Source organism: Paenibacillus sp. UASWS1643, from assembly GCF_008693195.1.
Lineage (GTDB): Bacteria > Bacillota > Bacilli > Paenibacillales > Paenibacillaceae > Paenibacillus > Paenibacillus amylolyticus_B.
This window is the reverse complement of sequence record NZ_VXKZ01000107.1, coordinates 108,531-121,712: the sequence shown is the minus strand read 5'-3', so window position 1 is coordinate 121,712 and position 13,182 is coordinate 108,531. Positions and strand designations below refer to the sequence as shown.

Genomic DNA, 13,182 nt, shown 5'->3' with positions numbered 1-13,182 from the left:
ACAAATTGAAATCATTAACGAGCGTGAATAGAAGCTACTTTAACATTTAAAATATAATTTTATTTACTTACATAAACGAAGAATTTTGTGAACAAGAAAGTAAGCTATACCTTAGGTCCGAGAATTAACCAGATTAGTAAATTTGGCACAAAGTATTAGGGGATTGATTAATTAAATTGCGTTATCATTTAAAAGGGGATGTCCACCGTCATTTTACAAGACGTATGGAACATCCCCTCTTCTACTGCCTAAAGCATTATATAACCTCTCTAATTCACTTCATCTGCTCTGGCAAAATCAAGCTCTCCGCGCCGCACATATAGGGCCGCAGGGCTACCGGAATCCGAATGCTTCCATCCTCCTGCTGATGATTCTCAAGCAACGGAATCAGGATACGCGGCGATGCCACCGCCGTATTATTGAGTGTGTGACAATAGGCCAACTTGCCTTCGGCATCCAGGCAACGAATGTTCGAACGGCGAGCCTGAAAATCATGCAGATTCGACGACGAATGGGTTTCTCCATATGCACCGCGGCTCGGCATCCAGGTCTCGATGTCATACTGTTTGTACGTTTTCTGCGACATGTCCCCAGTACATACGGCGACAACACGATACGGCAGTTCCAGTAATTGCAGCAATTCCTCAGCGTGTCCCGTAATCTCTTGCAACATGTGCTCCGATTCTTCCGCATCAGGGGCACAGAGGATGACCTGCTCAACTTTGGCAAATTGGTGCACACGATACAATCCGCGTACATCACGTCCGCCGGAGCCAACTTCACTGCGGAAACACGTCGATACCGCGGCCAGCTTCACAGGCTCTTGAACATCAACAATCTCATCCGAATAATACGAGACCAGCGGCACTTCAGAAGTTCCCACCAGCCACTTATTCTCCCCTTCAAGTTCGTAGACCTGATCTCGACCGGTTGGGAAGAATCCGGTGTTTACCAAGGCATCCTCCCTGACCATCAGCGGTACCTCCATCGGTGTAAACCCGTGCTTCAGCAGCAGATCCAGCGCAAGTTGCTGTACTGCCCGATGCAATAACAGGCCAGCGCCTTTTAATACATAGCTTCGCGTACCACCAATCTTAACGCCACGGGGAATATCGATCAGATCATGCAACTCCCCAAGTTCCACGTGATCTTTGTTGTTATACTCGAACGTTGGCACCTCTCCCACACGTCGCAGCTCCACATTATCCGCATCCGACGTGCCTTTCGGGGTATCCGGGGATACGATATTGGGTACCAGCCACTGCAGCCTGGTTACTTCCTCCTGTACAGGGGCGAGCTTCGCTTCCACCTGTTCCAACTGTTCATTGAGCTGTTTCACCTGCGCCCGCAAACCATCGGCCTCTTCCCGATTACCGGCTTGCATGAGTCCGCCAATGTCTGCGGATAACGTATTGCGTAATCTACGCCCTTCTTCCGATTCCTGTAAAAGTGCTCTGCGTTCCTCGTCCAGCTTCAGCAATGTGCGAATGTTAATCTTGATTTTTTTCCCGTCTGCTGCTGCCTGAACCTCATCAGCATGTGCACGAATCCACTTCATTTCCAACATGGTCACCGTCTCCTTTGGCTGTAAAAATACAAAGAGCGCCCTCATCCCTTGGGACGAGGAGCGCTCTGCTCGCGGTGCCACCCAACTTGCTGAATCAGGATATCCTGTTTCCAGCCTCTTGGTCCGCGATAACGGGCGGTTCCGGTTAACTTGGGGAAATATCGCTCCCCTGGCGAAAACGCCTCCGAGTTGGATGCTCTTCAACGGCATGGTCCGATCTGTAATTGTTGTGTCTCAGTATATACGAACGCCGGACCAAATTGCAACCTTTTGTATCGATCAGGAATTCATGGCACAACTTAACATGTCCTGTTATGATAGACTTTGTCTTCAAGATTGCGCTTTAATGTGATCCTCAATTTATGTATATAAGTAGAAGGAGTTCTTTATGAAAAAATTACTTTGGATCGGATGTCTGTCCTATTTCCTGATTGGACTTGCCCACGTTGTGCTCGGTTCCATTCTGCCGGTTGCACTTGAATATTACGGCAAAGATTATAGCCAAGGCGGAACGCTGATCTTTGCTCAATTTGCCGGATTCCTGGGCGGTGTATTGTTATCTCCATGGCTGAACCGACGCTTTGGTAAACGGGGAGGCTTGTTAATCGCCCTAGCACTACTCTGTATCGCAGAATTATCCTATATGTTGTTGCCACCATGGGGCTGGATGTTCGTCATTGCACCCGCTGCCGGCTTTGGATTCGGAATGGTTGAAGCTGTCATTGGTACCATTATCATTGCTGCAATCAAAGAAAATACTGCCGTTGCCATGAGTCGACTGGAAGTGTTATTTGGGATCGGGGCTATGGTCATGCCGCTCATTTCCAGTGGTCTGATTGCTGCCGGATACTGGCGCCTTTCCTTTCTCGTTGTTGCGATCTGCGCAGCGCTGACCTTTGTTTTCTGGGCAAAAGGATCATTTGGTGAACTCGATAAGGTTCTGGAGCGACGTAGTTCTAATAACGGTTTAGTACATGCCCATACTGCCGGCGCATCAGGTGAGATGCATCCCGTAGCTGCCACTACACCCGGTCCAGCCTATCGGGGCCGTAACAGGACTCTTTTGGTATTATTCGTCCTGTTCTTCTTCCTATATGTTGGCACAGAGATGAGTCTTGCGAACTTCATGCCAGCGATTCTGATTGAGAAAATGAACATGAAGGAAGCCGGAGCAGCACTTAGTGTCACCTGTTTCTGGATTGCCATGTCCGTGGGACGACTCTTCGCCGGATACATCGCAGAGAAATTCCAATACCGCGTCTATGTCCTGTACAGTTGTCTCGCATCTGTTCTCTTGTTAATGGTATTTCCATTTACAAACCAAATCTGGTCTGCATTTCTCATCATCTTGCTGCTTGGACTTGCGATGTCAGGGATATTCTCCATTGCTCTTGTCTTCGCCAGTAAACTGCTGCCTGGAACCGAAGAATCCACCCCTAGCATTTTGATTGCCTCAGGTGGGGTTGGCGGTGCCATTCTTCCTTTGACCACGGGATGGAGTCTTGATCATCTGGCGGTTAATCAGTCTGCATGGATGCTTGCCATCTTTGCGGTTGGCCTGTTTGTCATTAGTGTAATCACGTATCAATGGCAGAACAAACATGTGGTCGATACAGCGACTTAACAGCCATGGATCCGCCCTTAGCCTGAGAGCTGGAATACCAATTATAGGGATTGAGATGTCCACCTCCATGACTTTGGCGGTGGACATTTTGTTTTAGCGTTACTCTGTTCTAACGAACCTAGCACACGCTATCCCCCTCCATTTCTGCATATTTGAAATCTAACGAATCCTGGAGACGTTATTATAGATAATTAGCTTCAATTAAATGCCTCGTTGGAGGTTTTTGCATAATAACACCGCTGAGATTCGTTACTTTTTTCATTCCCTAAAAACTGGCCGAATAAGATGTCCTCGATTCGTTAGCGCTGTAATCATGGTGAAAAGTATCCTATCTTTGCCTCAGATCACCTTTCATTACAGGTGAGAATACGATCTATTCATTTGCACAAGATTGCCCAGGAAATACTTATGGCCAACCGAATCACACACTTTTGTTAACGACAGGCATTACAGGCCCGTTATCCTTGATGAATTTACCAAATACATATCGCACGAGTGGTCCCAGAACGATCAACTGATATGGAAGCGCCAGGCTGAAGTTACGAGCGATTGTATGGAGATACGTACGGAGTACGGATGACCCACTTAATTGATCAGCGAGATATGCCGAGATCATTCCATACATGGACATGATCAGAACCATGCCAAGATTGTGGGTTCTTTTACTACAACATAAATTTCCAGAGAAAAGACAGTTTGGATAAAGCTGTGATTGCCATTCGTTTGAAAACAGAGCCTTTCTGATTCGTAGATTCTGCTGGATAGTCACCTTTATTCACACGCGTACTGTGTGCACGTTTGATATCCATAGCCTCTGTTAGTTGGTCGGCGAATGCAGAACCAGAAATGACCACAGCAGATTCTGTATTTAGAAAGGCAGATCTGGGATCAAGGTTATACGAACCAACCATGCTGAGGTAATCATCCATAACAAATGATTTGCCGTGTATGGAATAAGGGCCTTGGTATTCATAAATGGCCAGATTGGTATCAAGTAACCGCTTCTTAGAACTTAAGTATCCCGCGAAAGCCAAAGGGTTAGGGGTCTGCTGGATTGAATTGGTTAGCATGACCCATTCTGTTTCTGGATTCATCGACAGATGTACGGCTTTCATCATTTTCTTGGTAGGAATGGCATATGGCGTCTGAAGGTACACTTTCGACTTTGCTTGATTGGCGAAATGAACAAATGCTCTCCACATGATCGGTTCTTTATACAGCCTTTGGATTGGATTGTGAATGAAAGTGACGTGGTCGGAATGAAGAGTTTCTTGAGCCCATTCCTTCGGCAACACTTTAACAAAAGGATCGCTCTGAGCCTGAGCTTTTTTATATAACTGAGCCAGCTGAGCCAGTTCTTTTAACCCTTTTGCATGATGCTGACGTTTTGTATGTTTTTCTGGTTTGGTGAATGGATGGCTCCATAACCGATCTATATATTTTTTCATTTCAACAACCGTGCTGTTCGTATTATGATTTGGATTGTAAACAAGGACATCCCGATCGAATACATAGTCTTTTGGGGGTTGCAATGCCATGTATTTATCACCAATATTTTGGCCGCCAATGATGCCATATGTGTTGTCGACAAGAAGGATCTTGTCATGCAGACGGTTATGCCATGTCCATGGCATAAATATGTGGAGTGGTTCATAATATCTTAATTCCACATTGGGGTGAGCTGCAATGGCATCTGGAATATCACGCAATTCTCCACGCATGCTGTGAAAAATCCCGTCTAAAATGATTCGAACATGAACACCCCGATCAGCTGCATCGAATAAAGCAGCAAAAAAGAGTTTAGATGTTTTTCCTTTTTGAATGGAGTAATAAGCCACGTCGATGCTTGTTTTCGCCTCTCGAATGGTCTGGATTCTCACCTGACCGGATTGAAAGCCGTCCTCCAAGAGCAATACGCGATCTGTTGTACTTCCTTCTGTTATCGATTTTTGCATATCCGTATTTTCAATAGTAGCTGGAGACGGAACCAAAAATAAAAGGTAAGCTGTGAAAAAAACGTAGATACAATAGGACAGAATAATTGCGAATATGATTTTAAGGATCATTCAGTACGCCCCCATTTTTATGTAAAAAGTAATTATTTGTATAGCAGTACTATCTCCTTTTGTATCTAAATTATGTTTTTTAAATAAATCAAGCGACCCCGGTCAAGGTCAAACGGCAAAAGCTGATCACTGAAATAGGAAAAACAGCCCTTATGCGACGAGATATCAAACATCCGATTTGATCTAAGTATTTGTTGGGAGCCTTCCGGATCTTCAGCACTTAGGCTATGACCCACTATCCGATGCTTTTGCACTCAGCCAGATTTCCTTATAGGATTCACCACGATAATTATTGAAAATAACACATCTAAACAGGCTGATATACATATGTATAACGGCCTGTTTGATAAGTTCATACGTGTCCCCATCCAGTTCCTGACTGGACACGAATGGGCCTCTGACCTATAATTACACCTAGTAATGCCCGTAACTTCATAGTTTCCCAGGGGAGTCGGAATTGGCCGGCTGAGAGTGTATCCCACCAAGATACTAACCCTTAGACCTGATCTGGATCATGCCAGCGTAGGAATCGGAGTATATCGAAATGGCACAGCCCTATGCTGAACGCCACCTCTCTAACGCCTGCACGCGTCCCGGATTACGGGACGCTTTTTTAATGTTCTTTTATATAGCCAGAGAGCTAAAAAAAGTGACGTTATCCAGATCTCAACTGGTATAAATCTGTCGATTTATGCAAGATGATTGGATATGAAGCCAAGGAGTACCCCGTGCCAATCGGCCGGACATACCGAAGGAGAGAACCACAGATGAAATGGCGTAAAACGATGGGATTGTTGCTCTTATGCGTGCTTATGGTGACTGTAGCCGCATGTGGTGGCAAAGAAGCTGCCCCAGCTGGTCAGAACGGCAACACAAATACGGAAAGCAGCAACAAAGGTGACACTGCCGCCCTGAAAGATATTAAAGTGGTGCTCGACTGGACACCAAATACGAATCATACCGGCCTGTATGCGGCTGTGGATCAAGGATTTTACAAGGCTGAGGGCTTGAATGTAGAGATTGTACAACCAGGTGCCGGTGGCGCAGATACAATGGTTGCCTCGAATGAAGTGCCTTTTGGCGTAAGTTATCAGGAGAGTGTAACTCAAGCCCGCACACAGGGTGTTCCATTGGTCTCCATTGCAGCAGTTATTCAGCATAATACATCCGGGTTCGCTGCTCCGACGGATCGGAATATCAAGTCACCGAAAGATTTTGAAGGTAAAACCTATGGCGGTTGGGGTTCCCCAGTCGAAGAAGCCGTGATGCAATCCATCATGGAAGGCGACGGAGCCGATGTATCGAAAGTAAAAAACATTAATATGGGTGACGCCGACTTTTTCACCGCAGTAAAACGGGACATTGATTTTGCATGGATTTTCTACGCCTGGACGGGTATTGAAGCCGAACTGCGCGGGGAACCCATCGACATGTTGTATGTGAAGGATTATTCAGATGCATTGGATTACTACACGCCTGTCCTCGTAACAAACGAGCAGACGATTCAGAACGACCCTGAGTTGGTGAAAGCATTCCTGAAAGCCACTTCAGAAGGATATCAATACGCAATTGATCATCCCGAAGACGCAGCGAATATTCTGATCAAGGCCGTACCGGATCTGGATAAGGAATTAGTGTCGGCAAGCCAGAAATGGCTTAGTCCAAAGTACACGGATGATGCCCCACGCTGGGGAGAACAAAAACAGGAAGTGTGGCAGAATTACACCGACTGGATGTTCAGCAAAAAACTGCTGGATGAACAGGTCGACGTGAGCAAGGCATACACAAACGAGTTTTTACCCCAATAAAATTTCTCATATAAAACGAACTTAATATTTACACGAGGACGGAGAGGACAGAAATAACGTGAAAAAGCGAAGCGGTCGCCTTTATCACCGGATTTTCCCTTAGAGAAAGGGAATCAAAAAAATCTGGGGATAACAGCGATTGGAAGGTTATTCTGTCATCGAAGTGGCAAGTGTAACAGTCATTGGTTCATTTTATATATCACGAAAGGAGCCGTGATCTCTCATGGCAAGCACACTACTTAGCATTCAGGTTATTCCGAAAACGCCAAATGGCGAGAACTCTTATCCTTACGTAGATCGCGCCATTGAAGTTATTCAGCAATCCGGCCTAAAATATCAGGTGAACGCGCTCGACACCACAATGGAGGGGGAACTGGAGGAACTGCTGGAGGTTGTCCGTAAAATGCACGAGGTACTCGTGGAGGCTGGCAGTCCAAGCATCATCTCCCAGATCAAAATCGCCCATAGCCCTACTGGCTTAAGCATGGATACCCTGACGGAGAAGTATCGCTAATGCATACCTATTTCAAAAGTGTATGGCCGCCCATTGTGGCGGTTATTCTCTTTATAGCGATATGGCAGGGAGCTGTCTCCCTCTTCCATATTGAGAAATGGATGCTGCCTGCACCGTCCGATATCGCCCGCGAAGCGGCAACTCAGGCCGAACGGCTTGGCATGCACGCTTCCGCAACCATTCAGTTAACGCTTATCGGATTCGCCGCTGGAACAGCGGTCGGATTACTGATTGCAATGGTGCTGCATTTGGTTCCTTTTCTCAAGTCGGCCCTGTACCCTTTACTTATTCTTAGTCAAAATATCCCAACCATCGCGCTCGCGCCGCTCCTGTTAATTTGGTTCGGATTCGGGCTGTTGCCCAAGCTGATTACCATTATCCTCGTCTGCTTCTTCCCCGTTGCGGTGGCGGCTATGGACGGCTTGACCCGTACTGACGCGGCGATGATGAACTATATGCGCATGGCTGGTGCCAAACGTCATCATATCTTCTGGAAGCTGGAGCTTCCCCATGCGCTGCCATCCGTGTTCTCCGGTGTCAAAATCGCTGCTACCTATAGCGTGATGGGTGCCATCATCGCCGAATGGATTGGCGCAGACAAGGGTATTGGTTATTATATGATGCTGCAAAAGTCGGCTTATCGCACGGACCGCCTATTCGTGGCGATCATGATTATTGTCGCGCTCAGCTTGCTGCTCTTCCTGTTCATTGCCCTTCTGGAGAAGCTGCTCGTGCGCTGGCGGCCACAGAAGCGGTAGTAAAGCATGTAATGTAATCTGTATATTAGGAAGTGATGACCATATGAATCGGCAACAGGACGAACAAGTCCAGCCTGGACGAGGAGCAAGTGTAATGGAGCAAAAGCACGGTGAAAAACTCCACCCAGCTAAGCCTGATCGACCTGCCAACACGACTCCTGCTCCGGTTCCACCTGCACTGGACGTTGTTAATGTTCATGCATCATTCCGTGAACGGCGGAGCAGGTTACCGGTTCTGAACGGCCTGTCCCTGACTGTGGAGCAAGGCGAGTTTGTTGCTATCGTTGGACCTTCTGGCTGTGGCAAAAGCACCCTGTTCCATATCATCGGCGGTCTGCTGAAGCCACAGGAAGGCCAAGTGCTTATGAACGGTCAGAATGTGACGGGACAGCGTGGCAAGATTAGTTATATGCCACAACAGCCAGCCCTTTTCCCATGGCGTACCATTGAAGACAATGTACTGCTTGCTGGAGAAGTAGCTTCAAGTGCTCCCCCTCGGACCGAAGCACTTGCAGAAGCTCGTAAGTGGTTAAGCAGCGTGGGTCTTGCCGGGTTCGAGCAAGCCTATCCTCATATGCTGTCGGGCGGAATGCAGCAGCGTGCTGCATTTTTGCGCGCCCTGCTCAGTCCGCAGGAACTCATGCTGCTGGACGAACCTTTCAGCGCGCTGGATGCACTGACACGTAGCGACATGCAGCGCTGGCTGCTCGATATCTGGGAACAGAACCGCCGCTCGGTGCTGTTCATCACCCATAATATCGAAGAAGCATTGCTGCTAGCTGATCGGGTCTATGTATTATCCAACCGACCTGCAACAGTGTTGCACGAGGTACATGTTCCTTTTGATCGCCCAAGACGAGAAGAAATTACGGAGGAATCTGCTTTTCTGGAGCGTAAACGGCAGATTGCACAGTGGATGAGAGAAGAGCAGCAGAAAGCCCGCCTATCATAATAGCGCGGGTTTTTAAGTTATTATTTTCCTTTAATGGGTGATCCATTATATGAAATCTGACGTACCATAATTAAACTATATATGAACACAAGGAGGAATTCCCTCGTGCATTCTCAAGCTTTTGCACCATTAATCGATGCTCATATTCACTTCGATCAGTATACCCCTGAAGAACAACGCGAGATGCTGCTATCTTTCCCGTCTCAGCAAGTCGAGGCAGTCATTGCCGTGTCCATGAATCTCGCTTCTGCCCAGGCTAATCTGGAGCTTGCAAAACAACATCCACGTAACATCTATCCAGCCTTCGGTTTCCATCCAGAACAGGAACTGCCTTCCGCTGCAGAGATGGACCTGTTCTTCCAATGGATCGAGAAGCATATGGAACAAGCCACAGCCATCGGAGAAGTTGGCCTTCCCTATTACAATCGTCAGGAAGCGGAGCAGGCAGGACAGCACTTCGATCAGAGCGGGTATATCAAGCTGCTTGAACGTTTCATCCAACTTGCCAAAAAGCATAACAAACCACTTGTCCTTCATGCGGTATACGATGATGCGGATATTGTCTGTGATCTGCTGGAGCAATATCAGTTCCGACGTGCTCATTTCCATTGGTTCAAAGGTTCTCGCCAAACCGTAAGGCGTATGGCGGACAACGGTTATTTCATTTCCTTCACGCCGGATATTGTGTATGAAGAAGAGATTCGTGAACTCGCCCGGCAATATCCATCAGAACAAGTGATGGCCGAGACCGACGGACCTTGGCCCTTCGAAGGACCGTTTCAGGGACGAATGACACACCCGGCTATGACCAGACAGGTCACCCAGGCATGGAGTGAGATCACTGGCATGGGAACCGAGCGGGCCGCCCGTCTCTTTTATCAGAACACAAAGCGTTTCTATGGCTTAACTTGATTACAATCACGTAACTGCAAGCACTCTCACTTGCCCGTGTCCACACAACACAAAGAAGACAGTCGTTTTCACCCCGACTGTCTTCTAATTTATATATATCAGTTGAACTAAATTTTTGCACAAGAATGTAGAGGACAGAAATAACCTGAGGAAGCAGAGCGTTCGCCTAAAAGCTTTCTGAAAGAAAGCTACATCGGAAGCATCGGCTATCACTAGATTTTCACCTTTACAAAAATTGGATCAATAAATCTGGGGATAACAGCGATCGGAAGGTTGTTCTGTCATCGGAATGGCAAGTGTAACTACCTTCCGTTCAACTTAACGCTTCAAGAATCCTTTGCCTTCCAGGAACGGTCTCACCTGCAAACGTGTCGGCTCAGTCAGACGCTTCGCCATCAGTTCGGACCATGGGGTCGTTCGTTCTCCATTGGTCCTTTCTTTCATGTACGCGGTTGTAGTCTCATCATACTGCTCAACACCTTGGAGGCTCTGCTCGGCATTATACCGATTATGATGCAGAACGGCTTTCAATGGCAGGCGTGGCCGAATTCCCGTTTCCTGATCTGCAACACCAATACACATGCCGTACACCGGATATACGCCCTCAGGTAATCCTAACAGCTCAGCGACTTCTTCAATCCGAGTACGAAGCCCGCCGATATATACGATTCCGAAGCCAAGGGATTCGGCTGCAAGAGCAGCATTCTGGGAAGCCAGTGCAGCATCAATCGTGGCTACCATGAAATTCTCGGTCGAATCGGCATACGATTCCTTCTCTGGAAGATGACGTTTCGCAGCATCACTCAGCCGATATAGGTCAGCACACCACACGAGAAACACGGGACATTCATTGACGTAGGCCTGATTGCCTGCCAATTCAGCCAGCTTGGCTTTTTGCTCCGATTCAGTCACGGCAATCACGGTGTAAGCTTGTACACTGCTTGAAGAAGAAGCCATCTGCCCTGCCGATACAATGGCTGCAAGCTGCTCATCACTTACCGGGTCTGGCTTAAATTTGCGTACAGAGCGGTGCTTCATCATCAACTCAATGGTTTCATTCATGGCGGTTCACTCCCAATCCTCGAAGTACGAACTCAATTGTCTGCTCCGCGAGCTCGTCTGTATTCATATGTTGATAATCAAAGCCAAATCGTGAATTCTTGGCCCGTTTGTGCGCCAAAGCCACACCCATCACCTGAAGCATCGCATAAGATACGGACTCGATCTGGAACAATCCCTGGTCTTTTCCTTCTTGCAGCAGTTCCCTCACACGTGTCCAGACGGGGTCCAAAAAACGAAATACGGTAGCTGTGCGATGTGTACGCAGTGTAATTTCAAGCTGCACAATATCACTCATCTCCCGATCTGTCATCGTGAACTTCACAACTTCACCAATAATTCGTCGGATACCTTCCACAGGCGAGGACATGGACTCTTCCGCCAACGAGTTCAACATATGATCGGGGAAGAAATGTTCAAATAATGCCTCGAACACCTTTTCTTTGCCGCCAAAATGGTATGAGACCAGTGACACGTTTGCCCCCGCCTCATCACAGATTTGACGAACACTCGTCCCGTCATACCCCTGCTGTGCAAAAAGCTTCTTGGCTGCAAGCAATATCCTCGTTTTGATATCCAACTCCGGTTCCGTCATTCCGTCCCGCTCCCTCTTGTCCGTTCATCTCATTCGCTCCAGCTCAAGGACTGCAGCCAGCGAATCATCTGTCTATTATATTACACCAAGCACCCCGATGAAAATCATCGGGGTGCTTGTCCTATCCTATGATGCAATGGTATACATCTGCTGTATCTAGTTGTTTGCTTGGGCCGGGCTTGGAGCCATAGCTGGCATGCGTTGTTTTTTCAATAACGTCACGACCAGTGACAACGCTACGGCAACCAACAGTACAATCACGATAGAGCCCGCAGCAGACTGAACTCCTGGGCCTCCCAACTGCACGCTCAGAATACCCTGAACGGCGTATGTTGCAGGCAGGTACTGCCCAATGCCGCTATAGAAGCTGTTCAGCAATTCACGCGGTACCATTGCGCCGGAAGATACCAGTTGCAAGGACAGTGAGATGATGTTGAACAGACTTCCTGCAGGTCCGAAGCAGATCAGGAAGAACTGGGAGAAGAACATGAACGTGCACAGGAAGAGCGCCTGGAACAACCAGAATGCAACGAATCCTTGTGCAATCTGTCCTCCCAATGCAACGATTAGTGATGACCCCAGCAAGGAAACGACCAATGCAGAACCCACGTTAATGACTACTCGCGCGCCAAACAAAGTCAATCGGGAATAGGTAGATGACAGCATACCCATGGCTGTCTGGAGGTTCATCCCCATGATCATGGCACCTACATAGGAAGCCAGAACCATCATCATCGGTACCATCTGATTATTCATCCCATTAACCGGGTTGATGGACGTTGTTGTTCCTTCCACTCGGGTAGCCAGGTTCGCAGCAGCTTCAGCAGCCTGATCAGCCGGCGCGCCCGAAGCAGTAAGTACCGTTTGTACCCCTTGCGCTGTAGCTTGTTTGTTAATCGTATTTGTCACACTTTGTGACACACCTTGCATCATGCTTTTGATCGTAACCGGGTTGGCTTCATTAATGGTGTATTTAATCTCGGCGGTTGAGCCAGCCGTCTGAAGCAATTCGTTAAATCCAGCCGGGATATCCAGCACCATGTGTACTTGGTGATGATTCAACTGATCCAACGCTTCAGCCGCACTTAGATTGGATACGGTATGGAAAGGCAGTGTTCCAGCGAGCGAATCTGCAATTCCTTTGGACATTTCGCCGTCCTCGTTCACAATCGCAACCGTCAATTCTTTCGTACGGTCATTTACTCCAGAATATGCGGTCATCCAGATCACGCTAAAGATCACTTGGAACATAAGTGCTGTTACGATCCCTACAATCACTGGCGGTTTTTTTAACAATGTACGTAAAGCCTGTAACATAAAAGGTGTC

At 47.6% G+C, this 13,182-nt stretch carries 12 protein-coding genes and 1 riboswitch; of the genes, 6 read left to right on the top strand and 6 right to left on the bottom strand.

The genetic code is table 11. The features are described 5' to 3' along the window. Positions 1-274: 274 nt before the first annotated feature. The gene (gene serS, locus FE296_RS13940) at positions 275-1,567 is read right to left on the bottom strand and encodes a serine--tRNA ligase (RefSeq protein ID WP_150365306.1); all 1,293 of its coding nucleotides are present in this window, start codon (positions 1,565-1,567) and stop codon (positions 275-277) included. Positions 1,568-1,955: 388 nt separating this feature from the next. Here serS and FE296_RS13935 point away from each other — a divergent pair, with 388 nt between their 5' ends. Beyond that, the gene (locus FE296_RS13935; protein WP_150365304.1) at positions 1,956-3,191 is read left to right on the top strand and encodes an MFS transporter; all 1,236 of its coding nucleotides are present in this window, start codon (positions 1,956-1,958) and stop codon (positions 3,189-3,191) included. Positions 3,192-3,612: 421 nt separating this feature from the next. Here FE296_RS13935 and FE296_RS13930 read toward each other — a convergent pair whose 3' ends face one another. Together FE296_RS13930 and FE296_RS13925 are read right to left on the bottom strand one after the other, a co-directional pair. Then, complete coding sequence (locus FE296_RS13930; RefSeq protein ID WP_486187797.1) at positions 3,613-3,834, bottom strand: DUF2798 domain-containing protein; 222 nt, start codon at positions 3,832-3,834, stop codon at positions 3,613-3,615. Between the two features lie 22 nt (positions 3,835-3,856). Then, positions 3,857-5,146 (bottom strand): phospholipase D-like domain-containing protein, encoded by a 1,290-nt coding sequence (locus FE296_RS13925; RefSeq protein ID WP_190945220.1) that lies wholly within the window; start codon positions 5,144-5,146, stop codon positions 3,857-3,859. Between the two features lie 545 nt (positions 5,147-5,691). Then, positions 5,692-5,804, top strand: a riboswitch (TPP riboswitch). A 220-nt stretch (positions 5,805-6,024) separates the two neighbouring features. Between FE296_RS13925 and FE296_RS13920 the strand changes: the two genes are divergently transcribed. The 5 genes from FE296_RS13920 (at position 6,025) to FE296_RS13900 (ending at position 10,201) form a co-directional block, all read left to right on the top strand. Next, positions 6,025-7,065 carry an ABC transporter substrate-binding protein gene (locus FE296_RS13920; protein ID WP_150365301.1) on the top strand — a complete coding sequence of 347 codons (1,041 nt, stop codon included), beginning with the start codon at positions 6,025-6,027 and terminating at the stop codon, positions 7,063-7,065. Between the two features lie 223 nt (positions 7,066-7,288). Next, positions 7,289-7,579 carry a thiamine-binding protein gene (locus tag FE296_RS13915; RefSeq protein WP_124117988.1) on the top strand — a complete coding sequence of 97 codons (291 nt, stop codon included), beginning with the start codon at positions 7,289-7,291 and terminating at the stop codon, positions 7,577-7,579. Further along, positions 7,579-8,337, top strand: a complete 759-nt coding sequence (locus FE296_RS13910; protein ID WP_124117990.1) for an ABC transporter permease — start codon at positions 7,579-7,581, stop codon at positions 8,335-8,337. Before FE296_RS13915 ends, FE296_RS13910 begins: the two co-directional genes overlap by 1 nt. A gap of 43 nt (positions 8,338-8,380) precedes the next feature. Beyond that, positions 8,381-9,289 carry an ABC transporter ATP-binding protein gene (locus tag FE296_RS13905; RefSeq protein WP_190945219.1) on the top strand — a complete coding sequence of 303 codons (909 nt, stop codon included), beginning with the start codon at positions 8,381-8,383 and terminating at the stop codon, positions 9,287-9,289. An 81-nt stretch (positions 9,290-9,370) separates the two neighbouring features. Beyond that, the gene (locus FE296_RS13900; RefSeq protein ID WP_124117992.1) at positions 9,371-10,201 is read left to right on the top strand and encodes a TatD family hydrolase; all 831 of its coding nucleotides are present in this window, start codon (positions 9,371-9,373) and stop codon (positions 10,199-10,201) included. Positions 10,202-10,519: 318 nt separating this feature from the next. On the opposite strand, the gene nfsA is transcribed toward FE296_RS13900, so the two are convergent. From nfsA to FE296_RS13885, 3 genes are all read right to left on the bottom strand, one after another. Continuing rightward, on the bottom strand, positions 10,520-11,263 hold the full coding sequence (gene nfsA, locus FE296_RS13895) for an oxygen-insensitive NADPH nitroreductase (protein ID WP_150365299.1): 744 nt from the start codon (positions 11,261-11,263) through the stop codon (positions 10,520-10,522). Next, positions 11,256-11,855: a TetR family transcriptional regulator gene (locus FE296_RS13890; protein ID WP_150365297.1), complete on the bottom strand. Its 600-nt coding sequence runs from the start codon at positions 11,853-11,855 to the stop codon at positions 11,256-11,258. The genes nfsA and FE296_RS13890 overlap by 8 nt, the downstream gene beginning before the upstream one ends. A gap of 156 nt (positions 11,856-12,011) precedes the next feature. Continuing rightward, a complete protein-coding gene (locus FE296_RS13885) occupies positions 12,012-13,172 on the bottom strand; it encodes a YhgE/Pip domain-containing protein (RefSeq protein ID WP_150365296.1) in 1,161 nt (386 codons plus the stop codon). Positions 13,173-13,182 lie beyond the last annotated feature (10 nt).